This is a genomic window from Hydrogenophaga sp. PBL-H3 (assembly GCF_010104355.1).
Taxonomy (GTDB): Bacteria; Pseudomonadota; Gammaproteobacteria; order Burkholderiales; family Burkholderiaceae_C; genus Hydrogenophaga.
On record NZ_CP044972.1, the window covers coordinates 1507188 to 1532922 of the forward strand.

A 25735-nucleotide genomic window follows, 5' to 3' on the forward strand; every position below is an offset into this window, starting at 1 on the left:
ACAATGGCGGCATGCCGTCATTGACCGAAGCCTTCCGCCGCCTGTGGCAGCCTCGCCAGGGCCTGTTCTGGCTCATGCTGGGGTTCAACGCCCTGTCGTCCTTCATGGTCGGGTTCATCCACCTGACAGACCCGCCCATGGGTCTGCGCCTGATCGTCGGTCTGCTCGCGCTCTCCAACACCCTGATCGGCTGGTGGCTGCTCGCGCGCCTGTGGCGCGAGAACGCCCCACACACCAGCCCCGACACCCCCATCCCCGACACCCCCATCCGATAGGAGACAGACCATGCCGTTCAACGCTCTCGTGATCACCAAACCCGAGTCCGGCTACCGCTGCGATCTCACCGAACTCGACGAGGCACAACTGCCCGCCACGGGCGAAGTGACGGTGCGTGTGGACTACTCCACCGTGAACTACAAGGACGGCCTGGCCATCACCGGCAAGTCACCGGTGGTGCGCAGCTTTCCCATGGTGCCCGGCATCGACTTCGCGGGCTCGGTGACGCAGAGCGACCACCCCCGCTGGAAAGCCGGCGACCGCGTGCTGCTCAACGGCTTCGGCGTGGGTGAATCGCACTGGGGCGGGCTGGCGCAGATGGCGCGCGTCAAGGGCGACTGGCTGGTGGCTCTGCCCGACACCCTGAGCGAGCGCGACGCCATGGCCGTGGGCACTGCGGGCTACACCGCCATGCTGTGCGTGATGGCGCTGCAGCGGCACTGGGCCGACGCGGGCGTGCAGCCCGGCAGCGGCGAGGTGCTGGTGACCGGTGCCGGCGGCGGCGTGGGCGGGGTGGCGATTTCGCTGCTCGCTGGTCTGGGTCACACGGTGGTCGCGTCCACCGGCCGGCCGCAGGAAGCGCAATACCTGAAGTCGCTCGGTGCGGCCAGCGTGATCGACCGCCAGGAGCTCAGCGCACCGGGCAAGCCGCTGCAGAAAGAGCGCTGGATCGGCGTGGTCGATTCGGTGGGCAGCCACACCCTGGCCAATGCCTGCGCCAGCACGCGCTACGGCGGCGCGGTGGCGGCCTGCGGCCTGGCCCAGGGCATGGACCTGCCGGCCAGCGTGGCGCCCTTCATCCTGCGCGGCGTCACGCTCCATGGCATCGACAGCGTGATGGCACCCATGGCCCGGCGCGTGGCCGCCTGGGACGCACTCGCCAAGACCTTGAACCGGGAGCAACTGGCCTCGATCACGAAGGAGATCGGCCTGGGTGACGCCATCGCCGCTGGCGGCGACATCCTGGCCGGACGGGTGCGCGGGCGGCTGGTGGTCAACGTGAACCGTTGATACATGCCGTGACGGCGTGTTACAAAGCAGGGCGGCGACGGGGGAATACCCTCCCCGGTTGCGTTGTGTGGGTTCATGGCTCAAACAAAAACGATTGCTGACCGATGCGCATCTTCACCACCATCCTGGACACCGTCACCCAGCGCCTTGTGAGCGATCCGTTCCACCACGATCCAGCATCGTTGTCCCGCATCCGCCGCGCCATGCTGGACCTGCTGCCCAACGACACCAGTTGGGAAGACGAGCGACTGCGCCACCGCCTGCTGGTGGCGGTGGACCCCAAAAGCCTCTGGTTCATGCGGGTCGAGCTGCACCAGCGCCTGTGCCGCTCCATGGGGGAAGAGGCCGCGCTGGACAGCGTCCAGGCGCTGTGGCCGCTGTTTGAAGACACCATCGAACCGGCCTTGCTGGGCAAACGCCCGGGGCGGCGCGGCAGCGGCCTGCGCGGCGACACACCGCCTCGCCGCTGACCGCTCAGGCTGGATCGTTCACCGTGCCCTGGTAGGCGTGCCAGGTGGCGTGGCCCAGCACCGGCCCCACCACGAACAGGCCCAGGAACAGCGGCAGCATGGCCAGGCCCACCAGCAGCGTGATCAGCGCGCCCCACTGCAGCATCACGCCCGGGTTCTGCAGGCAGGCACGGATGCTGGTCAGGCCGGCCGAGATGGCGTCCACCTGTCGGTCCAGGATCATCGGTATCGAGATCACGCTGGTGACGAAAATCAGGCCCGCAAACGCGCCCCCCACCACCGTGTAGGTGACCAGGAACGACAGGTTCTCCGGGTTGAGCAGTTGCGCCAGCAGGTTGGCCGTGGATGGCATGGTGTTGAAGGTGACGGCGAACACCACCAGCGAGGCGCGGCCCCACAGCATCTCCAGGATCAGGAGCACACCCGCGAAGATCGCCATGGTGCCCTGCGTCGGCCGCCAGGCCAGCAGCGATGCCCGCAGTGAAGGACGCTGGCCGCTCTGCAGCGCGCGGCTGGCGTCATACAGGCCCAGGCAAAGAAACGGGCCCATCAGCAGGAAGCCTGCGCTCAAGGCCAGCACATAGGCCGGCGCGGCGCGAAAGACCGCCAGCAGCGCATGGCCCATGAGAAAAAAGCACAGGCCGTAGAAGAGGCCGATGCGCGGGCAGCGCACGAAGTCGGCCCAGCCCAGGCGCAGCCATTGCAGCGGATCACCGGCGCGCAGGTCGGCCACGCGCAGGTCGAACACCGACGGTGGGCGCGGCGGCTCGGGCGGACTCTCGGCGGTGGGCATGTCCTCGCTCATGGTGCTCTCCTCTGTGGCTGCCGATTTGACCACCTCCCGGGGCTCAGTCCGTTGCCGCACGAGACGGGGTGGCGCGGCGCATGTGCAAGGCCAGGGCTGCGTCCAGCGACTGCGTGTGCCGGCTGAACCAGGCGCCCAGCTCTGCGGCCATCTGCCGAACGGGTGCCTGGTCACCGCCTTGCGCCTGGACCAGGCCCTCGCGCAGCAGGTTGAGCACCACGCGGTGCTCCAAGGTGTGCTGCTCGGCGGTGGCAAAGGCCTCTTGCTGCATCCAGGTGTCTTCGGTGCCGAAATGCCGGGCCGCGTGGGCCACCAGCGCCTGCCAGGCCGCCACCAGGGTGTCGTCGGAGGCTTCCTGGGCGCGGCCCAGCAGCGCCATGAAATCGCGGTTCATCGCGTCCATGGGTTCGAAGTCCAGCCACAGCGCCGGTGTCCAGTTCAATGCTTGCATCGTGGTCTCCATCGCCAGTTCCGCACTGGCCTGCGCGCAGCTTGCACCCGGCTCGCTGGCGGGGCCTTGATCCAGCGCATGAAACGGCTTCATGCCGGGCCGACGCGTCGGTGGCGGCCGGTAAACTGCCGCTCATGACCAGCGAATTCCAGCCCCCTTACGTCCCCCTTCACCAGTTCGAAACCGCCCTCCGGACGACAGGATTCGCGCTGCTCAGCGCGGCCAGCGTGGCCGACTGGTTGCCCGCCCGCGCGGACGAACTGCAGGCCCTTCACGCTGGCTGGGACCACCTGCCGGCCGACGCCTACCTGAAGGACGGCGGGCGCTACCGCAGCCGGCGCCACAGCTGCTTTGTGGTGGACGGTGGGCAGGTGCAGCAGTCGCCGCACCGGGCGCATTGGCAGCCGCTGGAATACAACGCCTTGCATGGCGGCATGCAGCGCTGGTTCGAGCCCATGGAGCCGGCGGTGGTCGGGCAGCCGGTCTGGAGCCGCCTGCTGGTCCGCCTGGGCGAGGCGGCCAGCGCACTGCGCGGTGCACAGCCCTGGTTTGTGGAGGCGCACCCGTTTCGCATCGACACCACCGACGGCATCGGCCGGCCCACGCCCGAGGGGGCGCACCGCGACGGCGTGGACCTGGTGGCCGTGTTCATGGTGGGCCGCCACGGCATCAAGGGCGGCGAGAGCCGGGTGTTCGAGGCCAACGGCCCGGGCGGCCAGCGTTTCACGCTGCGCGAGCCGTGGTCGCTGCTGCTGCTGGACGACGCGCGCGTGATCCACGAGAGCACGCCCATCCAGCCCCTGGAGGGCGACGCGCTGGGCTGGCGCGACACCCTGGTGGTGACCTGCCGCGCCGGCGGCTTTCAGGGCAACTGACCCGGCTCCCGCGCCTACGGGGACGCACCGGGCGGAGCCGGCAGGTGACGGATCGGCATGCCGAAAATCATCTTGTTGGGCAGACACACCTCTTCGCCGGCAGCGGTGCGCAATCTTGTGGTGAACATGCCCAGCGCGACCACCGTGCCGTCGGTGTCGCCAATATTCACGTGCTGGCCCACGCGCAGCGAGCGCGAATACATCAGGCTCAGGCCCGAGAGCGCCTGCCCCACGGCGCTGGAAGCGCCCAGCGACAGCATGAGGCCCGCCATGACCGAAAGCGCCTTGAACGCTTCGGTCTCGGCGCCCGGCAGATAGGGGTAGGCCATCGCCATGGCGAACAGCCAGAGCACCACATCGCGCAGGCGCCGGGTCGGCAAGGCGGTGTGTGCGTCGAGCCAGGTCAGTGTGATGTCGCCGCTTTCCACCCGCCGCATGAAGGCCGCGTTGGCCTTTGACACCATGCGTGCAATGGCGAAGATGAGGCCCGCCACCACCATGCCGGGCACAGCGGCGGCCGTGGCGCTGGCGAAATGGCACAGCACCTCAGTCAACCAGTGGGAGGACAACTCACCCCATGGCCGGGTCCAGGCGAAGCGCAGCAGCACGAAGCTGATCCAGGTGTCCGCGATCAGCAGCACGATCGTCCAGACAGCGGCGTTGATGACCAGCCGGCAGGCGGCATGCGCGTGGTCGGAGAAGGTGGCGGCCAGACGGGTGGCGGTGCCGGCCGAGCCAGGGCTGCCCAGGGCCGCGTGAACCCGCTCGCCGATGTGCTGGCGGATCAGGAAGGCCCAGCGCACCAGCAGCCATGCCGCCAGGCTGGCAGCGAGGCAGACCGCGGCGTCGGAAGCGATGCGCAGGTGGTCGCGCAACTCGGTCGCTTCCGTCACCGCTTTTTCCAGCCGTTGCAACACCTCGCTTGAGGCGGGTGCCAGGGCGGCCTCGGGCCGGGGCGTGCCCGCGTCGGCTGCCACCATGAAGAACACCGTGCGGCCATTGACCTCATAGCGCACCGAGTCGAGTACGGCGCTGTGGGTCACTGTGGGCGCAGCGGCGCTCTGCAGGGCAGATGCCAGCGCAGCCTGCGCGAGTTGCACCCGATCGGTGGGCGAGTCGCCGAGCAGGGTGGCTTCAAAGGTGACGATGTGGCGGTTGTTGAGGTACAGGGCGTTCGGTGGTCGTGCGCTGCGCGGGTCGTCGGCCAACCGCGGCACGACGTTGTGCAGTGGGTGGGCGAGGGCGAGGCCGCTGGCCAGCACGAGCCATGCCGTCAGCACGACGCGTGTGTGTGAGAAGAACCGAAGGCTGCGCACGAGGACTCCCTGCAGGACGTGGCTTGCAAGGGTTCCACAGTCCTGCGCTGGAGGGCCAGCCGGTGCAGGCCGTAGGCGTTTGACACCAGGCCGCTCGGAGCACTGGGCGCCTGCGGGTGTCAGCGCCGGATTGCGTTGGGGAAATACAGGGCCGTGAGGCTGCGGCTGTGCACCGGCGAGAAGCCGTCGCCCACCACCGTGGCGCCACTGCCGTAGCGGCGCCATTCACGCACCCAGTGCAGTTGGTCGCAGACCTCGGCCAGGCCCACGGTCTCACGATCGCCGATCAGGATGCCGTGCACGCGCAGGGCCAGCCGCTGCTTGGCGTCGCGCAGCTGCGCCAGGGTCTGGTGGGTCACGCCGAACTCGCCGTCGCTCACGATGAGCAGGTCCGCTTCATGCCACTCGGTGGTCTGCACCAGCGCAACAGCACGTTCCATCGGTGTCTGCACATCGGTGCCGCCATCGAAGCTCTGGCCCATGAGGTCGAGCAGGTGCGACAAGCCCTCGGCGTCCATCGCCATGTCGCGCTCCAGCAGCTCGCCGGGTCCGCCAAATGCGAGCAGGCGGCAGGCGCGGCGGCCCGCGTGCGCGCTGCGCAGGGCTTGCAACACACAGGCCTTGGCCACGTTCTCCGGTGCGCCGCGCATCGAACCCGAGGTGTCCAGGCACACGATGAGGGGGCCGCGCCCTGCATGGGTGGGGTGGTGGCGGCGGGATTGCAGCTCGGGCTGCGGCAACGGGCGTTGCGACTGTTCGCGCGCCCGGTCGTCGTAGGTGAGCAACTGGGCCTCGGCGAAGCGCGCGCGCCACAACCGGCGCAGCACCGGGTGGGTGAGGTTGAGGCTTTCGCCACCGGTCATGCGTGCGAGCGTGCGAGAGCGGCGCACGCCGTCCACCGCGGTGGGTTCCGGGCGGCGCTCTTCTTCGTCGGCCGGGTGGCGTGCCGCGGGCATCTGATCACGCGCATCGGGTTGCGTGGTGAGGGCGGGCGGGTGCTGCGCGTGTTCGCGCCGGCCCACGCCGTCGATGAAGCGTGCGAGCTGGGGCAGGCGCTGCAGCAACTCGCCGATGCGCCTGGCCTCGCCCCATTCGCGCCGGTTCAGGTGGCCTTGCAAATCGTCCCAGCGCAGGTGCGCCAGATCGCCCAGCGACTGCAACAGCGAGAGCACTTCGTCCCAACCCTGGCGCTGCACGTCCCAGCTGTCGCGGAATTCGTTGCGCATGCGCGCGATCGTTTGTGCGCGCGGCTCGTCGGCCGGTCGGTCGATCAGGCTGTCCAGGTGCCACAACAGGCTTTGCATCACCTGGCGCGTGAGCGGTGCGCTGCCTTGCGTGAGGGTGAGCAGCTCCAGTTCGACCAACAGGGGACGCAGGGCCTGCGTGGCGGCGGCGTCGCCGAAATCCTCCGTGGTGTCTGGCAGCGCGCCCGCCAGGAGAGCCTCCATCCACCGCGCCATGTGGGGCAGGCGCGCGGCAGGCTGGCCGCTGCTGCACACCACGGCCCAGCGCCAGAGTTCGCGGGGGAGGGCGTCGAGGTGGTGGTAGGGTGCGGAGCCTGTCGAAGCCCTCACGGGGATTCCCAGCTCACCGGCGCGGGTCGACCCTCCAGCGCCTCGTCCACCGGCAGATCCGCGAAACCGGCGCGTGTGGTCTGCAGTTGCGCCAGCAGCGCCGCCACCGCTGCGCAACGTTCCAGGTGCACCGTTTCGATCTGCGCCAGCCAGGACGGCGGCAGCCAGTCGTGTGAGCGCGCGGCACCCAGCACCGCCTGGGCGATGTCCAGCAGCTCGGCGTGCAGGCCGCTCAGGCGGGTGAGCAATTCGTCGGTCTGGCTCAAGCGCGCCTCGATGTGCACGGGGCTGTAGCGCCGTTGTGCGCGCTCGCTGGTCAGGCGCACCATCTCGCTTTCACCAGCGGTGGGCCCGGCGATCGACTTGGCAAGGGCCACCTTGCCGGCACTGTCGTCCTGTGCATCGGCGGGCGCGCGGCGCTCGATGTCGAGCTGCTGCTCGAACGCGGTGACAGCGCGCTCCAGACCGTCCAGCGGCAGCGGCTCCGATTGCGCCACGCGGTGCATGAAGAAGTCGGTCCAGCCCGGCATGTGCGAAGGGTCGGCGGCCAGCACGCAGGGCAGCAGCCACAGGTCCCACACGCCGACCTCGTCCACACCTCGGCTGCAGGCTTGCAGTTTCAGCAGCTCCACCAGCTGGCGCCAGCGGCGGTCGGACACCGCCTGACCCGTGTGGATGGCGTGATGGCGGGCCTGCAGCAGCAGCGCGAGCACGGTCTCGCCCAGCGCGGTGTGGGGTGCCTGGTCGCGCAGGGCATCGAGCCTGCGGTGGTCGATGAGTGCTTCGGAAGGTGGTGCGGCTGGGCTGGCAACACTGGTCTGCAGCAGCGCGGCAAAGTGCGCGTCGTCCACCGGCTGCACCGGCACGCGCAGCAGGAACCGGTCGTAGAAGGCGAGCAGGCTGTCGTCCTGCGGCTGCTCGTTGCTGGCGCCCACCAGGCACACCAGCGGAGTCGGCAGGCGCTGGCTGCCGTTGTCGAACTGGCGTTCGTGCAGCAGGCCCAGCAGGGTGTTGAGGATGGCCGAGTTGGCCTTGAACACCTCGTCGAGAAAGGCCACCTCCGCACTGGGCAGGTAGCCCTCGGTCAGGCGCTCGTAGCGGTCGTCTTCCAGCGCGCGCAGCGAGAGTGGGCCGAAGAGTTCTTCGGGCACGGTGAAGCGGGTGAGCAGGCGCTCGAAATAGTGCGCCCCGGGCAGCAGGCGCTGCAACCGGCGCGCGAGTTCACTCTTGGCCGTGCCCGGTGGGCCGAGCAGCAGCACGTGTTCACCGGCGAGTGCGGCCAGCAGCAGCGCGCGCGCGGCCACATCGCGCTGCAGCAGGCCGCGTTCGAGTTCGGCCAGGGCGGGCGCCCAGGGTTTGAGCGGGGCGGGGGCGTGATAGGGCATGGCGGTCATTCTGCCGCCCGGCCTTCAGATGCGCTCAAAAATGGCCGCAATTCCCTGGCCGCCACCGATGCACATGGTCACCAGCGCGTAGCGGCCCTGCACGCGGTGCAGTTCGTGGATGGCCTTGACCGTGATCAGCGCGCCAGTGGCGCCGATGGGGTGGCCCAGCGAGATGCCCGAGCCGTTGGGGTTGACCTTGGCCGGGTCCAGGCCGAGGTCGCGCGTGACAGCGCAGGCCTGCGCGGCAAAGGCTTCGTTGGCCTCGATCACGTCCAGGTCTTTCACCGTGAGGCCGGCCTTCTCCAGCGCGATCTTCGTGGCCGGCACGGGGCCGATGCCCATGTACTTGGGATCCACGCCGGCGTGCGCGTAGGCCACCAGGCGCGCCAGGGGCTTGGCGCCACGCGCCTTGGCCACACCGGCTTCCATCAGCACCACGGCCGCGGCCGCGTCGTTCAGGCCCGAGGCGTTGCCGGCGGTCACGGTGCCGTTCTCTTTCAGGAACACCGGCTTGAGCTTGGCCATGTCGTCCAGCGTGCAGTCGGGGCGGAAGTGTTCGTCGGTCGCCCAAGCCACGTCGCCCTTCTTGCTCTTGAGCACCACCGGCACGATCTGGTCCCTGAAGCGGCCTTCTGCAGTGGCGCGTTGCGCGCGGTTGTGGCTCTCCACCGCGAGCTTGTCCTGGTCTTCGCGGCTGATGCCCCATTTGGCGGCGATGTTCTCGGCCGTCACACCCATGTGGATGGTGTGAAAGGGGTCGTGCAGCGCGCCGACCATCATGTCGACCATCTTGGTGTCGCCCATGCGTGCGCCCCAGCGCATGTTGAGGCTGGCGAACGGCGCGCGGCTCATGTTTTCCGCACCGCCACCGATGGCCACGTCGGTGTCGCCCAGCAGGATGCTTTGCGACGCCGAGACGATGGCCTGCAGGCCCGAGCCGCACAGGCGGTTGACGTTGAACGCGGGCGTGCCCTCGGCGCAGCCGCCGTTGATCGCGGCCACGCGCGAGAGGTACATGTCCTTGGGTTCGGTGTTGACCACGTGGCCGAACACCACATGGCCCACGTCCTTGCCGTCCACGCCAGCGCGCGCGAGCGACTCGCGCACCACGAGCGCGCCGAGTTCGGTGGGGGCCTGGTCTTTCAGGCTGCCGCCAAAGGTGCCAATGGCGGTGCGCACGGCGCTGACGACAACAACTTCTCTGCTCATGGGATGTCTCCTGGTTTGGGGGTGACCGCTATCGTAGTCCCCGAATCTGTCCCGGAATTGACCTGTGTCAGAACGTCTGGCGGGCGAGCACGCGCAGGCGGGTGGCGTCGTTGCCCTGCGCACCGGGTCGTGTCACGACGACCTCGCCCATGGCCAGAAACTCGCCGGTGAGGGCGGAGACGTTGACCTGGTGCGTCACCAGCATCAGGTTGCGCGGTGGCTGCCAGCCCTGCACGGCGGCCAGCACGGCGCGGGTCTGTTCGTCCTGCCCACCCGCACCAAAAAACGAGTTGATCGGTGGCCACACGGTGTTCTGCTTGAAAGCGAGCATGGCGGTGTCTACGCAGCGGCACCAGGCGCTGGAGCGCACCTGGTCGAGCTTCACACGTTCGCGCGCGAAGGCCGCGCCCACGCGCCGCGCTTGTTCGCGCCCGGCTTCGCTCAGGTTGCGTTGGGTGCTGCATTCACCGGGTTTGAAGTTGGGCGGGTCGCCCACGCCGGGGTCGGTTTGCGCGTGGCGCATGAGCACCACGCAGCCGCCTTCGCGCAGCAGGTCCCAGAAGCCCGGGGTCTGGGCACGGGCGGGCAGTGCGATGCCGCCCAGGCCGAGGGTGGCGGTGAGGGCAAATTCGCGTCGGTTCATGGGGTGTTCCGGTTGAACAAGGACTCAGCCACGCACATCGGCCACCGGCTGCTCGCCGAAATCGGCGCGCTCCAGAAACGCGAGCACGCGGGCAGCGGCTTCAAGCGGTGGTGTGAGCTGGCCCTGGCGCTGGAGTTCCACGAAGCGGCTGCGGTCGGGAAAAGCCGCCGGGTCGCCCGCGCGCAGCTGCACCTGCATGTCGGTGTCGATCACACCGGGTGCCAGCGACACCAGGCGGGCGCCGTGCTCGCGCTGCGCTTCATCGAGCGCGCTGCAGCGGGTGAAGTGGTCCATGCCGGCCTTGGCGGCGCAGTAGGGCGCTTGCGCGGCCATGGCGCTGCGCCCCAGGCCCGAGGAGATGTTGAGCACCTTGCGCGGCCCGCGCCAGCCAGCCCCCACCCAGGCGGTGGTGGCGCGCAGGAAGGCCGCAGTCAGCTGCATGGGGGCTTCCAGGCCCACACGCAGCGCGTTGGCCAGATCGTCGGGCGGGCACTGGTCCAGCGGCCCGATGCGAGGGATCACGCCGGCGTTGTTGATCAGCGTGGCGCTGGCCCAGGTGCTGGCGGGCTGGCTTTCCAGAAAGGCCTGCAGCCGGTTGGCCGCGGCAGTGGTGTCTGCGAGGTCTTGCGACCATTGCGTGAGCGGGGCGCCCAGGCTCTTGGCCTCTGCGGTCAGCCCGTCGTTGACCTGGCGCGAGATGCACAGCAGGTGGCGCGTGGGGCCGAGCAGCTGGCGGGCCATGGCCAGGCCCATGCCGCGCGAGGCGCCGGTGAGGATGGTGAGGTGTTGTGGCGTCATGGTGTGTTCAGAAAGGGCAGGGGCTGTGGAATTCCAGGGGCTGGCCATGCAGTGGGTGTGGCAGCGACAGCCAGTGGGCGTGCAGCAGCAGGCGGTCGGCCATGCCTTGTTGGTAGGTGGCAGCGTACAGCGCATCGCCCACCATGGGGTGTCCAAGGGCTTGCAGGTGCACGCGCAGCTGGTGGGTGCGGCCGGTCACGGGTTCGAGTTCGAGTCGGGTGGTGCCGGGGGCTGTGTTGCCTGGAGCGATGCGCCAGCGGGTGGTGCTGGGCTTGCCCTGGTCGTGATCCACTTTTTGCAGGGGCCGGTTGAGCCAGTCGGCCATGAGGGGCAGGCTGATGGTGTTCCAGCCGTTGTCGGCTTGTGGGTTGCTGAGTTCACCGGCCACCACGGCGGTGTAGCGTTTGTGCACGCGGCGTTCTTCAAACGCGAGGCTGAGGGTGCGCTGGGCTTCGATGCCGCGTGCCATGACCACGAGGCCGGAGGTGGCCATGTCGAGCCGGTGGACCACGAGGGCGTCGGGCCATCGTGTTCGAGCCCTTGCGCTCAGGCAGTCTTGTTTGTCGGGGCCTCTGCCGGGGACGGCCAGCAAGCCTGCTGGTTTGTCGAGGACGAGGAGGTGGTCGTCTTCGTGGACAGTTTGGAGATGGTTCACATCCACCTCGCGGGCTCGCGGACGCATGGCGCTCTGCTCCGCAGCTGTCCCCCGGCGGCGGGTGCCGCCTCCTTCTTGATGCCGCTGCGCAGAGCGCCATGCGCCCGCGAGCCTGAAGCGATGCAGGCAGGCAACCACCCGTACACCAACGAGGTCGCCGATGACCGGACCCGCCGGAGAAAAAAGCACGTCATGCAACACATTGTCCCGGCAAAGGACAATACCCCCATGCTGTTGTTGGCCCCCATGGAAGGTTTGCTCGACGCCACCCTGCGCGATGTGCTCACGCGCACCGGTGGCATCGACCGCTGCGTGAGCGAATTCATCCGCGTCACCGACATGCTCCTGCCCGAGCGCGTGTTCGTGCGCGTGGTGCCCGAACTGCTCAACGGTGGACGCACCCGCGCGGGCGTGCCGGTGCGCGCACAGCTCCTCGGCTCCGACCCGGGCTGCCTGGCCGACAACGCCGAGCGCCTCGCCGGGCTGGGGCCGCACGGCATCGACCTGAACTTCGGCTGCCCCGCCAAAACCGTGAACCAGAGCCGGGGCGGCGCCGTGCTGCTCGACGAGCCCGAACTCATCGGCCGCATCGTGGCGGCCGTGCGCCGCGCCGTGCCGGCACATGTGCCTGTGTCTGCCAAGATGCGCCTGGGTTTCAACGACGATGTCCGCGCCGAGGAGTGTGCGCACGCCATCGCCGAAGCCGGTGCCGACGAACTCGTGATCCACGCCCGCACCAAGGCCCACGGCTACCGGCCTCCCGCTTACTGGGACCGGCTGGCCGAAGTGCGCCAGTCGCTTCCGCCCCACCTGCGGCTGCCGGTGATCGCCAACGGCGAGATATGGAACGTGGCCGACGCGCTGCGTTGCCGCGAGGTGACCGGCTGCGAACACCTCATGATCGGGCGTGGCATGGTCACCGACCCCGGCCTGGCGCTGGCCATCAAGGGGCAGGGCGGTGTGGCCTGGGAGGTACTGCCCCCGCTCTTGCAGCTGTTCTGGCAGCAAGTGAGCGCACGCGTGGAGCGCCGCCACCGCGCCGGGCGTCTCAAGCAGTGGCTCAACTACCTTCGCAAGCGTTACCCGCAGGCGCAGCAGGCCTATGACGATCTGCGCCTGCTGCACGAACCGGCACACATCGAGGCCTGGTTGCGGCAGGCACAAAGCCCGTCCTTGCCTACCACAGAGCCGATCCTGGCGGCGCCAGCAGAAATGGCGCAGCCGTGTTAACTTCCGCCCCCGGACTTGTAACACGACCCCTGTATGACCTCTCTGAATCACCGGCTGGACGCCCTCACGGGTGAGCGCCTGCGCGGCATGCGCCGCGGCCTTGAAAAAGAGAGCCTGCGCGCCCAGCCCGACGGCAAGCTGGCGCTCACGCCGCATCCGGCCGCATTGGGCAGCGCGCTGACGCATCCGCACATCACCACCGACTACAGCGAGTCGCAGCTCGAACTCATCACCGGCGTGCACGAATCGGTGGAGTCGTGCCTGGCCGAGCTCACCGAAGTGCACCAGTACACCGTGCGCAGCCTGCACAGCCTGCGAGGACAGGTGGGCGACGAAATGATGTGGGCCTCCAGCATGCCCTGCGGCCTGCCCACCGACGAGACCATTCCGCTGGGTCGCTACGGGTCGTCCAACGTGGGCCGCGCCAAAAGTGTTTACCGCATGGGTCTGGGCCACCGCTACGGCCGGCGCATGCAGACCATCTCGGGCATCCACTACAACTGGTCACTGCCCGGCGTGACCAGCGACGAGTACTTCGCCACCATCCGCAATTTCCGCCGCCACGCCTTTCTGTTGCTCACCCTGTTCGGCGCCTCGCCGGCGCTGTGCTCCTCGTTTGTCGAAGGCCGCGAGCACGAACTGCAGAAACTGGGCAACGGCGGCACGCTGTACATGCCGCACGGCACCTCGCTGCGCATGGGCCGCCTGGGATACCAGAGCGAGGCCCAGGCCACGCTGGCCGTGAGCTACAACGGCCTGGAGGGCTATGCCGCCTCGCTGCACGACGCGCTCACGCGGCCCTGGCCGGCGTACGAGGCGGTGGGCATCCGCAACCCGGGCGGTGACTACAACCAGCTCGCCACCACGCTGCTGCAGATCGAAAACGAGTTCTACGGCACCATCCGCCCCAAGCGCGTGATCTACCCCGGTGAGCGCCCGCTGCATGCGCTGCGCGAGCGCGGTGTCGAATACATCGAAGTGCGCCTGATGGACCTCAACCCGTTCGAGCCCATCGGAATTGGTGCCTCCACGCTGCGCTTCCTCGACGTGTTCCTGCTGCACTGTCTGTTGTCCGACAGCCCGCCCGACACACCCGCCGAAATTCGCGAGCTCGCGCACAACCAGCACCTCACCGCCGCACGCGGACGCGAGCCGGGGCTGAACCTCATGCGCGAAGGCCAGGCCGTGCCACTCATGCAGTGGGCCGCCGAGATCATGGAGCAACTGGTGCCGATCGCCGAGTCGCTGGACGAGGCGCTTGGCGGCAATGAGCACGCCGGTGCCGTGGCGCTGGCCCTGGCCCATCTGCAGTCGCCCGACATGCTGCCCTCCGCCCGCGTGCTGCAGGCCATGCACGCGCACCACGCCGATTCCTTCGTGGGCTTTGCGCGCGCCCAGTCGCTGGTCACGCACCAGCACCTGCTCTCGCTCGACTGGAGCGCCAAGCAGCAGGCCCGGTTCGAGGCCATGGCGGCCAAGTCGATCGAAGACCAACGCGCCATCGAGGCGGCGGACACCATGCCGTTCGAGATCTACCGGCAGGAATACACCTCGCCCAACCGGCTTGGTCGGCCGCAGGTGCAGCCCACCGCCGTGACGGTCTGATGCGCTAGTACGCAACGGCGAAGCCCGTTGCTTTACAAATCCAAACCCGTGTGCGCCGGGGGTGAATCGACTGTGCGCGTCGGTGGACGTCTATCCTGCGCCTTTTGCCGCAGGAGCCTTGATGACCCGACCGACCGCCGCCGACTTCGACCAAGAGTTGTTGATCCTGTTTGACGCCTACGTGCACGGCGACCTGGACCGGCGCGGTTTCCTGGACCGCGCCAGCAAGTTTGCGGTGGGTGGCATGACGGCAGCGGGCCTGCTGGCCGCGCTCAGCCCTGACTTCGCGGCGGCGCAGATGGTGCCCAAGGACGATGCGCGCCTGAAGACCAAACGGGTGGACGTGCTCTCGCCCGCTGGCCACGGCACCGTCAAGGCCTATGTGGCCAAGCCGGCCCACGCCACCGGCAGGCTGCCCAGTGTGATGGTGATCCACGAAAACCGGGGCCTGAACCCGCACATCGAGGACATCACGCGCCGCATCGCACTCGACGGCTACCTGGCTTTTGCACCCGACGCGCTCTCGCCACTGGGCGGCTACCCCGGCGACGAAGACAAGGCGCGCACGTTGTTTGCCACGCTCGACCAGGCCAAGACCCGAGAGGACATGCTGGCCGCCGCCGCCGCCCTCAAGGCGCGCGCCGACAGCAACGGTCAAGTGGGCGTGGTGGGCTTCTGCTATGGCGGCGGCGTCGCCCACATGCTGGCCACGCAGATCCCCGGTCTGGCCGCCGCTGTGTCCTTCTATGGCAACCATCCACCGGTGGAAGACGCTGCCAGAGTGAAGGCGCCTTTGCTGATCCACTTTGCCGCGGTGGACGAGCGCATCAACGCCGCCTGGCCCACCTACGAGGCCGCGCTGAAGGGAGCGGGGGTCCGTTACTCAGCGCACCAGTACCCGGGCACGCAGCACGGTTTCAACAACGACACCACGCCCAGGTTCGATGCGGCCGCCGCCAGGCTCGCGTGGGACCGCACCATGGCCTTCTTCAAGCTTCGCCTCCAAAGCGCTTGATCAGGTTGTCGATGTATTTTTCGACGAGCTTTTCAAACTCGCCCTCGACCACGGGCGCCACCACCATCTTCATGAGGCCCGGCAGCGGCACCTCGATCTCGCCCTGAATCGCCAGGGTCACGTTGGTGGACTTCTTGTTGTCCACGATTTTCCAGCTGCCACCGACCTGCGCGTTGCCGATGCCCTTGACCGGCGTCCACTTCACCGTGCCCTTGGCCTGGTCGCTCACGTATTTGCTGGCATAGATGGTCTGGATGTTCACCTGCGCGGTGCCGACCTTCTCCATGTCCCACTGGTAGACACCACCACCCAGGTCGGTGAGTTTCTCGACCTTGGGGAAATGGCTGACCGATTCGGGCACGTCGGAGAGCACCTCGAACACCTCGGCCGCCTTGGCCTTGACGTCGAATTCGTAGCCCAGATCGATTTTCACGGTGATGGCCATGTGGCTCCTCGGCAGGTTGGTTGGGGGGAAATTCATTGTAGGCAGCGGCCCCGATGGCGCACCCCGGGAAATACACCAAGGCACAATCCCCGCTCCCCATCTCACATTCAGACCGTTTCCTCATGAGCATTCAGTGGTTCCCCGGGCACATGCACCTCACGCGCAAGGCCATCACCGAGCGGGTGAAGGACATCGACGTGGTGATCGAGATGCTCGACGCCCGCCTGCCGGGGTCCAGCGCCAACCCGCTGCTGGCCGAGCTCACCGCCGGGCGGCCCGCGCTCAAGGTGGTCAACAAGCAGGACATGGCCGACCCCGAGCGCACGGCGCTCTGGCTCGCGCACTACAACGCCCAGCCCAACACCCGCGCCATCTCGCTCGACGCCAGCGTCACCGCGCCAGCGCGCGCCATCATCGCGTCGTGCTTCGAGCTCGCGCCCCTGCGCGGCGGCATGGTCAAGCCCATGCGGGTGCTCATCTGCGGCATCCCCAACGTGGGCAAGAGCACGTTGATCAACACCTTCATGGGCAAGCGCTCGGCCAAGACCGGCGACGAGGCCGGCATCACGCGCACCGAGCAACGCATTGCGCTGGCCGACGACTTCTACCTTTTCGACACGCCCGGCATGCTGTGGCCACGCATCGTGGTGCCCGAGAGCGGCTACAACCTCGCCGCCAGCGGCGCGGTGGGCCGCAACGCCTACGACGACCAGGAAGTGGCGCTGGAGCTGCTCTCCAAGCTCAAGGCCACTTACGGTGCGCAGCTCGAAGCGCGTTACAAGCTCGGCCTGCCCCTGGACACCGTGGCCGGCCTGCCCGACGAGGAGCTGATGGCGGCGATTGCGCGCAAGCGCGGCGCCATCGGCTCGGGCGGGAGCATCAACTGGCAGAAGGCTGCCGAGCTGCTGATCGCCGACTTCCGCAGCGGCGTGCTCGGGCGCATCACGCTGGAGACGCCCGAGCAATTCATGCAATGGCTTGCCGCTGGCCAGCAGGCCGACGCCGAACGCCAGAGCAAGAAAAAAGAGCGCGCCAACAAGCCGCGCAAGCCCGACCGGCGTTGAACTGTCGTGAGGCTTGATCCGAGTCAAGCCTGACCGGGTGCCCGGGCCGCAACATGGAACTCCCCGAACCGATGGAGCCTGCCATGACACCCGCCCGCCGCATCCTTCTCATTGACGGCCACCCCGACCCGAGCGCAGACCGACTCAACCACGCGCTGGTCAATGCCTATGCTGACGGCGCCACAGCCGCTGGCCACGAGGTGCGGCGCATCGCCTTGGGTACGCTCGACTTTCCTGTGCTCAGGACAGCGGAGGCCTGGCACCACGGCGCGCTGCCGCCGAACTTGCAGTCAGCGCAGGAAGGCATGGCCTGGGCCGAACACGTGGTGATCTTTTTCCCGCTCTGGCTGGGCGACATGCCGGCACTTCTCAAGGCATTTCTGGAGCAGGTGGCGCGTCCGGGATTTGCGGTCAGCCCCGAGGGCGCCAAGCCGTTTGGCCGCAAGGCACTGAGCGGTCGCTCGGCGCGCGTGGTGGTCACCATGGGCATGCCGGCCTTGGCCTACCGCTGGTACTTTCGCGCGCACAGCCTCAAGTCGCTGGAGCGCAACATCCTGGGTTTCGTGGGGTTCGCGCCCATTCACGAGACCCTGATCGGCTCGGTGGAGAACCTGGGCGCCAAGGGCGTGGGGCGCTGGTTGTACAAACTGAAGAAGCTGGGCGAGCAGGCCGCCTGAGCGACCCGCCGCGCCCGCGCGTCACTTCACCGTGATGGTGATGCGCTCGCTGATCACCACTGGGTGGTGCGGGATGTGGTTCTGGTCGGCCACGATCAGCTGCAAGGTGTGGGTGCCGGGTTTGAGTTCCACGCTGGCCTCGGTCTGGCCCAGGCCGAAATGGCGGTATTGGTCGTTGGCGGGCAGTGGCGCATTGGCATCGACAGCGGCCACATCCACCAGCAGGTGGTGGTGGCCGGTGCCGGCTTTCTCCACGCCGGCGGGGGCCACGCCCATGCCGCTGAGACCAAACACCAGCTTCACCGGGTTGCTCACGGTCGCACCGTTGTAGAGGTTGATGAAATACACCTTGGCTTCGGGTGCCGAGGCCACCTTCTTGTAGCCCGAAGACAGCGCGGGTGTGCTGGCCGAGATCTGGGCTGGTGCCGTGGGTGCCGCGGTGCTCATCGAGCTGCCGTGGTGCATGGCGTGCATGGCCGCGTGGTCGCGGCTGGCGCAGCCGGCCAGCACGAGCAGGGTGGCTGCCATCAGGCCGAGGTGCGCGGTGCGCGGGGATGGGATCATGGGGAGTCTCCTGGCGTGGTTGTTGTGCCACTCAGGATACGCCCCGGGTTGGGCGCGCAAGGCAGTCGCCCAGCGCCGGCCGGGGTCATTGCGACCCCGGCATGCCGGTGCGTCAGGGCGCGACCTTCACGCCTTTCCAGAAGGCGACACGCCCGCGGATCTCGTCGGCTTCGGGCTTGGGGTCCGCGTAGTACCAGGCCGCGTCGCTGTTGAGCTCACCGTTGACCAGCAGCGAGTAGTAGCTCGCCTGGCCCTTCCAGGGGCAGCTGGTGCGGTGGTTGCTGAAGGTCACATGGTCGCGGTTGAGCGAACTCTCGGGAAAGTAGTGGTTGCCCTCAAGCACCACCGTGTCGTCGCTCTCGGCGATCACGGCGCCGTTCCAGGTGGCCTTCATGCCAGGCTCACTTGTTCTTGTCCTTGCCGCGCGGCGCCACTGCCGTCACAGGCGGCATGGGCCGGTCGGACGTGACCGGGCCCTTGGGCGCGGAGGTGTCCTTTTTCGGCTTTTTCGACAGTTTTTCGTTGCGCTGTTCCTTGCCCATGGCGGTCTCCATTCAACAGCCGCGAAGGCGGCTCGACCGTGCGATGGTAAGCCACAAAACCGGGCTTCAAGGCTGCCCGAGGCCGAGGAGTTTGGCCAGTGGCTCGGTGTCGAGCGAACCCGCGTTGGTGACCACCGCGCCGGTGCGCAGGTTCTTCGCCACCACGAAGGGCACCGAGGTGGCGCCCAGGCGATCGAGCAGTGCGGTGTTGGCCTTGATGGCGGCTTCCACCTCGGGTGCGATGCTGGCCGAGGCCGCCGTGCCGCCCTGGCCGGCGAGCAGCGATTTTTCGTGCGCCGTCATGGCCTCGACCGGGTTGGCCGCCGTCATGATCGCGGCACCTTGCGGCGCGCTCTTGGCGTTGAGCAAGGACACCGGCAGCCAGACGAACTTGACCTTGGACTGCAGCGGCAAGGACGACTCCCACAAATGGCCGCAGTGCGGGCATTGCGCGTCGAACAGCACGTACACCGCATTGGCGCTCATGAGCGTGCCGGCGGTGAAGCCCTTGCCTTGTGCCGCCAGCACCTCGAGTGCCTGAGCGGCAGGGATCGGCGCCGTGTCGGCCGCGCTGGTCGGGGTGCCGGTGGCGTCTTGCTTCGAGCAGGCCGAAAGCAGGGCCAGCGAGGCGATCAGGGGCAGGGCGAGGTGTCGGAATTTCATGGCGGACTCGGCGTTGTTGAACGGTGGACCGGATCATCGCAGACCAGGCCAGTGACGCGCTCCACGAAAGAGGCGCAGCGCCCCCGCTTGCACGGTTGCGCTGCGCCTGGGGCAGCGTGGGTCTGGCGCTTGGTCAGTTGTTGAGGATCAGGTTGACGATCAGGCCGGTGGCGATGGCCACCAGCACATAGTCGCCCCCCACCTGCACCCACTGCTGACCGCGCGGCGGTGCGTACAGGTGGTGCTGCCGGGGGTTCACCACCACGTACTGGCGGCTGCGGTATTCGTAGGGGATGTAGCGACCGCGCTGGAACTCCGGGCCCCGGGCCTGGTAGTAGTAGCGGGGTTGTGCGCCATGGCGGTAGTCGCGGTGGTCGGCGCGGCGGTCGTGCCTGTAGTCGCGGCGGTCTTCGCGGCGCTCCTGCCGGAAGTCGCGCCGATCGTCCCGGCGGTCCTCGCGGAAGTCACGTCGATCATCACGACGGTCGTCCACGCGCTGCATCCTGGGTGCGTCAAAGCGCTCGCCCTGGCCATAACCCTGCGCGAAGGACAGGGAGCTGACGCTCAGCGTGGCGGCAGCGATGGCGTACACAACAAGATTTCGGGGTTTCATGGAGGTGACTCCTGGGGGTTGGTGAGCCTTCATGTTGTGCTCTCCATGTATCTGCCGCGTAAATGCGCCCCGCTGCGCAGGCAAAGTTCGGTAGCTGGTTGTGCGAGCCTCAGTGGCCGCCAGAAGCGGCCTGGGCGTGCAGTTTGGCCGCAATGTATTCACCGTGCGTCACATGCAGCAGACCCGCCACCTTGCTGATCACATGGTGCTCGTTGGCATCGAGGTGCTGGTCGGCGAACGCCACTTCCCACATGGCTTCGACCACGCTGATCTTCTGCGCCTGGGTGAAGCGCTCGTTCATCAGGCCGGTGAATCGCTGGTAGTCGTAGGCGGTGCGGGCGGTCTCGTGGGCCAGTTCCATCAGGCGATCCAGCTCGTCGTCGGCCAGCGCGAACTTGCGCCGCAGCGCGTTGATGACCGCATCGCGCTCGCTGGCCTTCACATCGGGATCGGCCCGCATCACCTCCACCAGCAGCACGGCGGTGGACAGTTGCAGCGTGTGCTCCTGCTCGGCGGGCAGCTGGGCGCCGGCCGGCGCGGTGAGGCTTGCGACGAGGTTGTCGAACAGGTCTTTGAGGTTGTTGAGCATGGGCTGGTGATCGGGCGAGCAAGAGAGGCGGGATGGAGCTCAGGCGGGGTCCGTTGGTTCCCGGCTCCACACCAGCAGCAGGTTGTTGGCCGGCATGGCGTGGCGCTCGCGCAGGTGCAGCCCGACCTCCTGCGCCTGCTGCGCCACCTGGGCGAGGTGGCGGATGCCCCAGTCCGGGTGGGTGTTGCGTAGGCTCTCGTCAAACGCGAGATTGCCCGGCGAAGTGGGCACACCGTCTTCAAGGTAGGGGCCGTAGGTGATGAGCACACCGCCGGGCGCCAGCACGCGCGCCGCGCCGCGCATGAGCCCGGCACACGCGGCCCAGGGAGCGATGTGCAGCATGTTGGCGCAGTAGACGGCGTCAAAGGTCTCGCCGAACGCTTCACCAAACAGATCGCCCTCGTCGGGCCACTGTTCGCACATCACGTCCAGCCGCATGGGCGGCAGCACATTGCGTGCGCCCGCCTGTTCGATCCAGGCGGCGATGGTGACCATCGCGGTTGATTGCAGGTCGGTGGGCTGCCACTGCCAGCCGGGCAGACCGGCGGCAAACCAGGTGGCGTGTTGTCCCGTGCCGGATGCGATCTCCAGCGCCATGCCGCGCTCGGGCAGCACCCGCTGCAGGGTTTCCAGAATGGGCTGCTTGTTGCGGTCGGCGGCGGGGCTGGAGGGCAGGGTGGTCATCAGTCGATTGTGGTCCAGCTGGTGCCTTGGCAAAATCCGTGACCATCATGAAGTCCTTGCTCACCCTGCTGGTGCTGTTCGCCTCGCTGTCGGGCTGCGCCCTCAACTTCAGCTCCCGCGCCCCCGACGACCAGACGTCCAGCGATGCGCTCACCGTGGTCACCGGACGCATCAACTACGTCATCGATGGCCGCTTGATGGCCCCCTATGGTGCGTTTGCACCAGCCTGGCCTGCGCCGCCCATGATGGCGCTCAGCCTCACCACGGGCGATCCGCATGTGTTTCCCCAGGTGGCCAACGAGGACGGCGCCTTTCGCTGGCTGGTGACGCCGGGGGCGTATGTGATCTCCAGTATCGGCATTGGAACGACCGCCGACGACAGGCGCGTCTTGTGGCCTCGCCTGGTGATGTGCGTGCCGCGCGCACCGGGGACCACGGTGTACCTGGGCCATCTGCGGTTGCAGGGCACACGGTTCGAGGAGGCGGTGACGCTCAGCACCGGCACGCAATACACCGCGCGCGGGGTGCGCTACCGCTTCGAGGTGGCCAATGAAGCGCCGGCGCAGCCAGCGCAAGTCACGCGCCTGCTGCGCCACCAGGCCGACATGCCGATGGGCGACGCACTGGCCGCGCGCTGGAAGGCCGATGCGGCGGGGCTGGAGCGCGAACTCTGTGGCGCCATCGGCTAGCATGGGTCGATGAGCACCCACTTCGAGAGCCTCCAGCTCGCCAGCCTGTACCCCGACGCCTTCAACGTACCCGCACCCGACACGCCCGCCGGGCGCGATGTGTGGCCACGCAAGCCGGGCCTGTTCATCCGGTCGGCGGCCACCGCGCCGGCCGCCGAGGGCGCTGAGCCCGAGAAGCCCACCTTCGAGCTCGTCGCGGGCCAGTTCGGCCTGGTGCCCACCTGGGTCAAGTCGGCGTCAGATGCCAAGCTGCGTTCGACCAAGCTGGTCAATGCGCGCTCGGAGATCGTGACCACCTCCAACAATTTCCGCGAAGCGTGGCTTGGCGCGCGGCGCTGCGTCGTGCCCATGATGTCGTTTCGGGAAGACGACTTTCGCAGCGGCAAGGCCGTGCCCACGCGCATCACCCGGGTGGACGGCAAGCCCATGGGCGTGGCGGGCTTGTGGGAATGCTGGAAAGGGGCGGGAGACGAGGTCATCGTGAGCTTCTGCCTGCTCACGGTGAACGCCAACAGCCACGCCCTGATGCACCGCTACGGCCAACCCGGCAGCGAAAAACGCATGCCGGCCATCTTGAACGAGGGCGCCTACACCGCCTGGCTGACCGCGTCCCACCCCGAGAAGGCGCGCGAGTTCATGCGGGCCTATTCCGCCGCCTTGCTCACCGCGAATCCGGTGCAGAAGTGAGGCTGTGGCGGGCGTTCATTCGACGCTCGCGGGTTGTGGACGTTTGTGGTGTGCCGACGGCGCGACAGACCTGCGCCTGGGCAGGTTGAGCACCGGGGGCATGGGTTCTAGAAACCGGGAGTGCTGGCGCAACAGCATCGCGGCTTCAATGCGGGTTCGCCGCTTGATCACCACATGCAGCAGCAGGAGCGCCACACCCACCGCCAGCGCCATCCAGGCCGGTGCCAGCAAAGCCCTTGCAGCGACCTTGAACGTCGCCTCGTCGCTCATGGCCAGCGAAATCATCCACAGACCGCCGCCCGCCACCAGAGCGCTCACACCGTTGACCAGCAGCGGGTCGTGTTTGCGCCGTACGGTTTTGCGCGGCGCAGCGGGTGCCTCTGGCGGGAGATCGAGCTTGTGTGACATGCCTGCGTATGGTGCCTTGGTACGGCGCTGTGCGGCACCACGGCCCGACGAAGCAGGCCCGCCATCGGCTGACCGCACGCCGTCGCTGGAACGAGGAAACGCTTTGACTTAAGGCTCCCCGCGCATTGAAGACTTACGGCTGATGCCGCGTGGCTGCCATCACAGCAGCGTCCCCGGCGCCGTGTCGATGTCGTGCTGCGAACGGGGGTGGGACGACTCCCGGGCTTCGCCCACCTCGGCCAGGGCACGGCGTTCGGCCTGGTTGATCACCTCCATCGGCGAGGAGCCGTCGGGTTCGAGCGTGATCACCCCCATGCCCAGTTGGGGTGTGAACGGCTGGTAGGTCTGCTTCGCATCCATCACGGACAGTGGCATGGCCACAGTGGAGCGCAGGCGGGTCAACGTCTCGAATGCCGCCTTGTTGACCTTGTCGCTGGAGAGCACCACCACAAAGCAACGCGGGTGGTAGAGCCCCACCACGCACCGAAAGCCCGCCGCGCGGCGCACCCGGGCCGCCAGCGTCGTGAGGATCTGGTGTTCCGTACCTCGTCCGGGTGCATCGGCCAGCTCATACAGGTTGCTCACATGCAGACAGACCACGGTGCAGACGCCGCCGCGTCGCGCCGCGCGCCAGAAAACGTGTTCGACCTCGGAGAGCAGCGCCGCCCCGGTGGGCAGGCCCGTGGCGGGCTCCACACCTTTCTCCAGGCGCGCGAGGCGTGCCAGTTCGCGGTTGTACCGGTTGCGCACCAGGCCCAGCACCGACGCGATGAGGAAATAGGCCAGGGTGAACACGGCGGTGGCCAGCCAGGTGCCCAGGCCCAGCCCCTGCACGCTCAAGCCTCGCGCATAAAGCCCCACCGTGGCGACCGCCAGGCACACCATGCCCGCACCCATCCAGCGCGCCAGCGGGTCGCCCAGCTTGGCCGCGCGAATGACCGCCACCAGGCCCAGCAGCACCGGTATCAGGTTGACCGTGGCCGCCAGCATGAGCAGCGCATGGAAATCCGTCGGGTCCACCTGCAGGGACATGGCTGTCAGGGCCAGCGCCACCAGAAAGATGGCCGTGCCGCCCAGCGCGGTGAGGTTGTGCACCAGCGCGTCTTCGCGCACACCGCCCAGCCAGGTGCCCAGAAAGTACAGCGCCATGGCGCCCGCCAGCGGCCCCAGGCTGGCCTTGAGAACCATCATCAAGCGCTCGGGCATCTCCGGAAAAAACACCTCGGGCAGACCCGTCATGACCACACAACTGGCGCCAGCGATCAACACGAAGAGCAGGTTGCGCAACGATCCCCTGGAGCGGCTGGCCAGCGCGTCGCCCAGCGCCACGGCGGACAAGGTCAACAAGCCCCCCAGCATGGCCGACCACACAGCAGTTTCAGTTACAGGCATCCGGCGCATTGTGGTGGGCTGGGGGCAAATGCCCTGAGACATTTGTCACACTGGAAACAGCGCAGACGCATTTCGCCCCCGGCTTTTTCACCAAAACCACCCTGGGCGATGCGCCTACAGTCGGGCCATGACCTTTGTGTTGGCCCCAGCGCCAGAAACCTGCCCCGGCCACGCCGTCTCCCACCTGCGAGCCCGGCGCCTGGCCGCCAGCGCCAAACCCTTCGTGGCCCGGGGCTCGGGCGGTGGGCGTTGCGCCGGCTGCCGTCTCATCGCCAGCCACTGCCTGTGCGCCTTGCGTCCGAGGGTGGCCACGCGCGCCGGGGTGTGCCTGGTCATGGGTGACATCGAGGCCCTCAAACCCAGCAACACCGGCTGGCTGGTGGCCGATGTGGTGGCCGACACCTGGGCCTTTGGCTGGACCCGCACCGGGGTAGAGCCGGGTCTGCTGGCCCTGCTGGCCGACCCGCAGTGGCAGCCCGTGCTGGTCTTTCCGGGTGAATTTGTGTCGCCCGAGCGGGTGGTGACCGACCTGCCGCCCGCCGGGCAAGGGGGCAGGAAGCCGCTGTTCGTGTTGCTTGACGGCACCTGGTCCGAAGCCCGCAAGATGTTTCGCAAGAGCCCCTATCTGGATGCGCTGCCCGTGCTCAGCCTGCACCCCGATCAGGTGTCCAACTACCGGCTGCGGCGCTCCGCGCGCGAGAGCCATTTCTGCACCTCGGAGGTGGCGGCGCTGTGCCTGGCGCTGGCCGGCGAGACCCACGCTGCACAGAGCCTGGCGGCCTGGCTCGACGTGTTCACCACGCACTACCTCAGCGCCAAACGCAGCGTGGTGCTCGACCGCGAGAGCGAGCCACACCAGCGACTGCGCGCGCTGGCTGTTTCGGACCCAGCCCTTTATCCGGCCGGAATCTCGGGCGTCACCAGCAACCCGAGCAGTTGCAGCGAGTCCTGCCAGCCCAGGTAACAACCCTCCACCGGAATGGCGGCGGGAATGCCCGCCTGCACCACATGCATCTCGGTGCCCACCGACACCGCCTTGAGCGTGACCGTGGTGCGCATCTCGCCCGCCAGGCCGGGGTCATCGAACACATCGGTGTTGACGATGCGCTCAAAGGGGACCAGCTCCAGGTACCTGCCGCCGAAAACGTGTACCTGACCATTGCTCAGGTTGGTGAACTGCATGCGGTAGCTGCCACCGACGGTAGCGTTCATCTCCAGGACCCGGCCCGTGAAGCCGTGCGGCGGCAACCACTTGGCCATGGCGTCGGGGTCGAGAAAGGCGCGGTACACACGCTCGGGCGGTGCTGCGAATACGCGGTGCAGGGTGACGGTGCCGGTGGTCATCGTGAGGTCCTTTCAAGGGGTGGTTGATGTTGAGGCGCAGAGATCGCTCGTGTCCA

General features: G+C 68.0%; 32 protein-coding genes. 12 read left to right on the forward strand and 20 right to left on the reverse strand.

All coding sequences use genetic code 11. The annotated features are described in order from the left end of the window. Window positions 1-11 precede the first annotated feature (11 nt). From F9Z44_RS07180 to F9Z44_RS07190, 3 genes are all read left to right on the forward strand, one after another. The gene (locus F9Z44_RS07180) at window positions 12-275 is read left to right on the forward strand and encodes a hypothetical protein (protein WP_159604781.1); all 264 of its coding nucleotides are present in this window, start codon (window positions 12-14) and stop codon (window positions 273-275) included. A 10-nt stretch (window positions 276-285) separates the two neighbouring features. Then, window positions 286-1287, forward strand: coding sequence for an acrylyl-CoA reductase (NADPH) (gene acuI, locus F9Z44_RS07185; RefSeq protein ID WP_159604783.1), 1002 nt, complete (start codon window positions 286-288; stop codon window positions 1285-1287). Between the two features lie 104 nt (window positions 1288-1391). Beyond that, window positions 1392-1757: a hypothetical protein gene (locus F9Z44_RS07190; protein ID WP_159604785.1), complete on the forward strand. Its 366-nt coding sequence runs from the start codon at window positions 1392-1394 to the stop codon at window positions 1755-1757. Between the two features lie 4 nt (window positions 1758-1761). Here the strand turns inward: F9Z44_RS07190 and F9Z44_RS07195 are convergent, their stop codons facing one another. Then, complete coding sequence (locus tag F9Z44_RS07195) at window positions 1762-2562, reverse strand: DUF2189 domain-containing protein (protein WP_236574287.1); 801 nt, start codon at window positions 2560-2562, stop codon at window positions 1762-1764. 43 nt (window positions 2563-2605) lie between these two features. Further along, complete coding sequence (locus F9Z44_RS07200) at window positions 2606-3013, reverse strand: bacteriohemerythrin (RefSeq protein WP_159604787.1); 408 nt, start codon at window positions 3011-3013, stop codon at window positions 2606-2608. 134 nt (window positions 3014-3147) lie between these two features. On the opposite strand from F9Z44_RS07200, the gene F9Z44_RS07205 reads away from it, so the two are divergent. Beyond that, entirely contained in the window at window positions 3148-3888 is a 741-nt protein-coding gene (locus F9Z44_RS07205; protein WP_159604789.1) for a 2OG-Fe dioxygenase family protein, read from the forward strand. A gap of 14 nt (window positions 3889-3902) precedes the next feature. Here the strand turns inward: F9Z44_RS07205 and F9Z44_RS07210 are convergent, their stop codons facing one another. From F9Z44_RS07210 to F9Z44_RS07240, 7 genes are all read right to left on the reverse strand, one after another. After that, window positions 3903-5168 carry a mechanosensitive ion channel domain-containing protein gene (locus F9Z44_RS07210; protein ID WP_159604791.1) on the reverse strand — a complete coding sequence of 422 codons (1266 nt, stop codon included), beginning with the start codon at window positions 5166-5168 and terminating at the stop codon, window positions 3903-3905. 155 nt (window positions 5169-5323) lie between these two features. Continuing rightward, window positions 5324-6778, reverse strand: a complete 1455-nt coding sequence (locus F9Z44_RS07215) for a VWA domain-containing protein (protein WP_159604793.1) — start codon at window positions 6776-6778, stop codon at window positions 5324-5326. Further along, window positions 6775-8163: an AAA family ATPase gene (locus tag F9Z44_RS07220; protein ID WP_159604795.1), complete on the reverse strand. Its 1389-nt coding sequence runs from the start codon at window positions 8161-8163 to the stop codon at window positions 6775-6777. Before F9Z44_RS07220 ends, F9Z44_RS07215 begins: the two co-directional genes overlap by 4 nt. A 24-nt stretch (window positions 8164-8187) precedes the next feature. Beyond that, window positions 8188-9372 carry a beta-ketothiolase BktB gene (bktB, locus tag F9Z44_RS07225; RefSeq protein ID WP_159604797.1) on the reverse strand — a complete coding sequence of 395 codons (1185 nt, stop codon included), beginning with the start codon at window positions 9370-9372 and terminating at the stop codon, window positions 8188-8190. Between the two features lie 67 nt (window positions 9373-9439). Next, on the reverse strand, window positions 9440-10015 hold the full coding sequence (locus tag F9Z44_RS07230; protein WP_159604798.1) for a histidine phosphatase family protein: 576 nt from the start codon (window positions 10013-10015) through the stop codon (window positions 9440-9442). Window positions 10016-10039: 24 nt separating this feature from the next. Further along, window positions 10040-10813 carry an SDR family NAD(P)-dependent oxidoreductase gene (locus tag F9Z44_RS07235; RefSeq protein ID WP_159604799.1) on the reverse strand — a complete coding sequence of 258 codons (774 nt, stop codon included), beginning with the start codon at window positions 10811-10813 and terminating at the stop codon, window positions 10040-10042. 7 nt (window positions 10814-10820) lie between these two features. After that, on the reverse strand, window positions 10821-11495 hold the full coding sequence (locus F9Z44_RS07240) for an RluA family pseudouridine synthase (RefSeq protein ID WP_159604800.1): 675 nt from the start codon (window positions 11493-11495) through the stop codon (window positions 10821-10823). 201 nt (window positions 11496-11696) lie between these two features. Between F9Z44_RS07240 and F9Z44_RS07245 the strand changes: the two genes are divergently transcribed. From F9Z44_RS07245 to F9Z44_RS07255, 3 genes are all read left to right on the forward strand, one after another. Next, window positions 11697-12698, forward strand: coding sequence for a tRNA dihydrouridine synthase (locus tag F9Z44_RS07245; RefSeq protein WP_159604801.1), 1002 nt, complete (start codon window positions 11697-11699; stop codon window positions 12696-12698). 33 nt (window positions 12699-12731) lie between these two features. Beyond that, on the forward strand, window positions 12732-14303 hold the full coding sequence (gene gshA, locus F9Z44_RS07250) for a glutamate--cysteine ligase (protein WP_159604802.1): 1572 nt from the start codon (window positions 12732-12734) through the stop codon (window positions 14301-14303). A gap of 121 nt (window positions 14304-14424) precedes the next feature. Beyond that, window positions 14425-15318, forward strand: coding sequence for a dienelactone hydrolase family protein (locus F9Z44_RS07255; protein WP_159604803.1), 894 nt, complete (start codon window positions 14425-14427; stop codon window positions 15316-15318). Here F9Z44_RS07255 and F9Z44_RS07260 read toward each other — a convergent pair. Next, window positions 15293-15763 carry an SRPBCC family protein gene (locus F9Z44_RS07260; RefSeq protein WP_159604804.1) on the reverse strand — a complete coding sequence of 157 codons (471 nt, stop codon included), beginning with the start codon at window positions 15761-15763 and terminating at the stop codon, window positions 15293-15295. The two genes, F9Z44_RS07255 and F9Z44_RS07260, sit on opposite strands and share 26 nt — an antisense overlap. A gap of 122 nt (window positions 15764-15885) precedes the next feature. Here F9Z44_RS07260 and ylqF point away from each other — a divergent pair, with 122 nt between their 5' ends. Both ylqF and F9Z44_RS07270 read left to right on the forward strand, forming a co-directional pair. Further along, window positions 15886-16827: a ribosome biogenesis GTPase YlqF gene (gene ylqF / locus F9Z44_RS07265; protein WP_159604805.1), complete on the forward strand. Its 942-nt coding sequence runs from the start codon at window positions 15886-15888 to the stop codon at window positions 16825-16827. A gap of 83 nt (window positions 16828-16910) precedes the next feature. Continuing rightward, window positions 16911-17504, forward strand: coding sequence for an NAD(P)H-dependent oxidoreductase (locus F9Z44_RS07270; protein WP_159604806.1), 594 nt, complete (start codon window positions 16911-16913; stop codon window positions 17502-17504). A gap of 21 nt (window positions 17505-17525) precedes the next feature. Here F9Z44_RS07270 and F9Z44_RS07275 read toward each other — a convergent pair whose 3' ends face one another. The 7 genes from F9Z44_RS07275 to F9Z44_RS07300 form a co-directional block, all read right to left on the reverse strand. Next, on the reverse strand, window positions 17526-18068 hold the full coding sequence (locus F9Z44_RS07275; RefSeq protein ID WP_236574288.1) for a DUF4399 domain-containing protein: 543 nt from the start codon (window positions 18066-18068) through the stop codon (window positions 17526-17528). A gap of 112 nt (window positions 18069-18180) precedes the next feature. After that, the gene (locus tag F9Z44_RS07280; protein WP_159604808.1) at window positions 18181-18462 is read right to left on the reverse strand and encodes a DUF427 domain-containing protein; all 282 of its coding nucleotides are present in this window, start codon (window positions 18460-18462) and stop codon (window positions 18181-18183) included. A gap of 7 nt (window positions 18463-18469) precedes the next feature. Beyond that, window positions 18470-18610, reverse strand: a complete 141-nt coding sequence (locus F9Z44_RS22745; protein WP_201450024.1) for a hypothetical protein — start codon at window positions 18608-18610, stop codon at window positions 18470-18472. Between the two features lie 66 nt (window positions 18611-18676). Beyond that, window positions 18677-19273, reverse strand: coding sequence for a thioredoxin fold domain-containing protein (locus F9Z44_RS07285; protein ID WP_159604810.1), 597 nt, complete (start codon window positions 19271-19273; stop codon window positions 18677-18679). A gap of 133 nt (window positions 19274-19406) precedes the next feature. After that, complete coding sequence (locus F9Z44_RS07290) at window positions 19407-19886, reverse strand: RcnB family protein (protein ID WP_159604812.1); 480 nt, start codon at window positions 19884-19886, stop codon at window positions 19407-19409. A 109-nt stretch (window positions 19887-19995) separates the two neighbouring features. Beyond that, window positions 19996-20475 (reverse strand): tellurite resistance TerB family protein, encoded by a 480-nt coding sequence (locus F9Z44_RS07295; RefSeq protein ID WP_159604814.1) that lies wholly within the window; start codon window positions 20473-20475, stop codon window positions 19996-19998. Window positions 20476-20514: 39 nt separating this feature from the next. Beyond that, window positions 20515-21159, reverse strand: a complete 645-nt coding sequence (locus tag F9Z44_RS07300; protein WP_159604815.1) for a DUF938 domain-containing protein — start codon at window positions 21157-21159, stop codon at window positions 20515-20517. Window positions 21160-21185: 26 nt separating this feature from the next. Between F9Z44_RS07300 and F9Z44_RS07305 the strand changes: the two genes are divergently transcribed. Further along, the gene (locus tag F9Z44_RS07305; protein ID WP_162147750.1) at window positions 21186-21848 is read left to right on the forward strand and encodes a hypothetical protein; all 663 of its coding nucleotides are present in this window, start codon (window positions 21186-21188) and stop codon (window positions 21846-21848) included. Between the two features lie 9 nt (window positions 21849-21857). Continuing rightward, window positions 21858-22535, forward strand: coding sequence for an SOS response-associated peptidase (locus tag F9Z44_RS07310; RefSeq protein WP_159604817.1), 678 nt, complete (start codon window positions 21858-21860; stop codon window positions 22533-22535). A 15-nt stretch (window positions 22536-22550) separates the two neighbouring features. On the opposite strand, the gene F9Z44_RS07315 is transcribed toward F9Z44_RS07310, so the two are convergent. Further along, complete coding sequence (locus F9Z44_RS07315) at window positions 22551-22943, reverse strand: hypothetical protein (protein ID WP_159604818.1); 393 nt, start codon at window positions 22941-22943, stop codon at window positions 22551-22553. Between the two features lie 159 nt (window positions 22944-23102). Continuing rightward, a complete protein-coding gene (locus tag F9Z44_RS07320) occupies window positions 23103-24335 on the reverse strand; it encodes a diguanylate cyclase domain-containing protein (protein WP_159604819.1) in 1233 nt (410 codons plus the stop codon). A 127-nt stretch (window positions 24336-24462) separates the two neighbouring features. Here F9Z44_RS07320 and F9Z44_RS07325 point away from each other — a divergent pair, with 127 nt between their 5' ends. Further along, window positions 24463-25299 carry a tRNA-uridine aminocarboxypropyltransferase gene (locus F9Z44_RS07325; RefSeq protein WP_159604820.1) on the forward strand — a complete coding sequence of 279 codons (837 nt, stop codon included), beginning with the start codon at window positions 24463-24465 and terminating at the stop codon, window positions 25297-25299. On the opposite strand, the gene F9Z44_RS07330 is transcribed toward F9Z44_RS07325, so the two are convergent. After that, entirely contained in the window at window positions 25230-25679 is a 450-nt protein-coding gene (locus F9Z44_RS07330) for an SRPBCC family protein (RefSeq protein ID WP_159604821.1), read from the reverse strand. The genes F9Z44_RS07325 and F9Z44_RS07330 overlap by 70 nt on opposite strands. Window positions 25680-25735 lie beyond the last annotated feature (56 nt).

Excerpts from the sequence above, each read along its gene's own strand:
- F9Z44_RS07180 (WP_159604781.1), top strand. The coding sequence starts at position 12 with ATGCCGTCATTGACCGAAGCCTTCCGCCGCCTGTGGCAGCCTCGCCAG.
- acuI (WP_159604783.1), top strand. The coding sequence starts at position 286 with ATGCCGTTCAACGCTCTCGTGATCACCAAACCCGAGTCCGGCTACCGC.
- F9Z44_RS07190 (WP_159604785.1), top strand. The coding sequence starts at position 1,392 with ATGCGCATCTTCACCACCATCCTGGACACCGTCACCCAGCGCCTTGTG.
- F9Z44_RS07195 (WP_236574287.1), bottom strand. The coding sequence starts at position 2,562 with ATGAGCGAGGACATGCCCACCGCCGAGAGTCCGCCCGAGCCGCCGCGC.
- F9Z44_RS07200 (WP_159604787.1), bottom strand. The coding sequence starts at position 3,013 with ATGCAAGCATTGAACTGGACACCGGCGCTGTGGCTGGACTTCGAACCC.
- F9Z44_RS07205 (WP_159604789.1), top strand. The coding sequence starts at position 3,148 with ATGACCAGCGAATTCCAGCCCCCTTACGTCCCCCTTCACCAGTTCGAA.
- F9Z44_RS07220 (WP_159604795.1), bottom strand. The coding sequence starts at position 8,163 with ATGCCCTATCACGCCCCCGCCCCGCTCAAACCCTGGGCGCCCGCCCTG.
- bktB (WP_159604797.1), bottom strand. The coding sequence starts at position 9,372 with ATGAGCAGAGAAGTTGTTGTCGTCAGCGCCGTGCGCACCGCCATTGGC.
- F9Z44_RS07230 (WP_159604798.1), bottom strand. The coding sequence starts at position 10,015 with ATGAACCGACGCGAATTTGCCCTCACCGCCACCCTCGGCCTGGGCGGC.
- F9Z44_RS07235 (WP_159604799.1), bottom strand. The coding sequence starts at position 10,813 with ATGACGCCACAACACCTCACCATCCTCACCGGCGCCTCGCGCGGCATG.
- F9Z44_RS07240 (WP_159604800.1), bottom strand. The coding sequence starts at position 11,495 with ATGCGTCCGCGAGCCCGCGAGGTGGATGTGAACCATCTCCAAACTGTC.
- F9Z44_RS07245 (WP_159604801.1), top strand. The coding sequence starts at position 11,697 with ATGCTGTTGTTGGCCCCCATGGAAGGTTTGCTCGACGCCACCCTGCGC.
- gshA (WP_159604802.1), top strand. The coding sequence starts at position 12,732 with ATGACCTCTCTGAATCACCGGCTGGACGCCCTCACGGGTGAGCGCCTG.
- F9Z44_RS07255 (WP_159604803.1), top strand. The coding sequence starts at position 14,425 with ATGACCCGACCGACCGCCGCCGACTTCGACCAAGAGTTGTTGATCCTG.
- F9Z44_RS07260 (WP_159604804.1), bottom strand. The coding sequence starts at position 15,763 with ATGGCCATCACCGTGAAAATCGATCTGGGCTACGAATTCGACGTCAAG.
- ylqF (WP_159604805.1), top strand. The coding sequence starts at position 15,886 with ATGAGCATTCAGTGGTTCCCCGGGCACATGCACCTCACGCGCAAGGCC.
- F9Z44_RS07270 (WP_159604806.1), top strand. The coding sequence starts at position 16,911 with ATGACACCCGCCCGCCGCATCCTTCTCATTGACGGCCACCCCGACCCG.
- F9Z44_RS07275 (WP_236574288.1), bottom strand. The coding sequence starts at position 18,068 with ATGATCCCATCCCCGCGCACCGCGCACCTCGGCCTGATGGCAGCCACC.
- F9Z44_RS07280 (WP_159604808.1), bottom strand. The coding sequence starts at position 18,462 with ATGAAGGCCACCTGGAACGGCGCCGTGATCGCCGAGAGCGACGACACG.
- F9Z44_RS22745 (WP_201450024.1), bottom strand. The coding sequence starts at position 18,610 with ATGGGCAAGGAACAGCGCAACGAAAAACTGTCGAAAAAGCCGAAAAAG.
- F9Z44_RS07285 (WP_159604810.1), bottom strand. The coding sequence starts at position 19,273 with ATGAAATTCCGACACCTCGCCCTGCCCCTGATCGCCTCGCTGGCCCTG.
- F9Z44_RS07290 (WP_159604812.1), bottom strand. The coding sequence starts at position 19,886 with ATGAAACCCCGAAATCTTGTTGTGTACGCCATCGCTGCCGCCACGCTG.
- F9Z44_RS07295 (WP_159604814.1), bottom strand. The coding sequence starts at position 20,475 with ATGCTCAACAACCTCAAAGACCTGTTCGACAACCTCGTCGCAAGCCTC.
- F9Z44_RS07300 (WP_159604815.1), bottom strand. The coding sequence starts at position 21,159 with ATGACCACCCTGCCCTCCAGCCCCGCCGCCGACCGCAACAAGCAGCCC.
- F9Z44_RS07310 (WP_159604817.1), top strand. The coding sequence starts at position 21,858 with ATGAGCACCCACTTCGAGAGCCTCCAGCTCGCCAGCCTGTACCCCGAC.
- F9Z44_RS07315 (WP_159604818.1), bottom strand. The coding sequence starts at position 22,943 with ATGTCACACAAGCTCGATCTCCCGCCAGAGGCACCCGCTGCGCCGCGC.
- F9Z44_RS07320 (WP_159604819.1), bottom strand. The coding sequence starts at position 24,335 with ATGCCTGTAACTGAAACTGCTGTGTGGTCGGCCATGCTGGGGGGCTTG.
- F9Z44_RS07325 (WP_159604820.1), top strand. The coding sequence starts at position 24,463 with ATGACCTTTGTGTTGGCCCCAGCGCCAGAAACCTGCCCCGGCCACGCC.
- F9Z44_RS07330 (WP_159604821.1), bottom strand. The coding sequence starts at position 25,679 with ATGACCACCGGCACCGTCACCCTGCACCGCGTATTCGCAGCACCGCCC.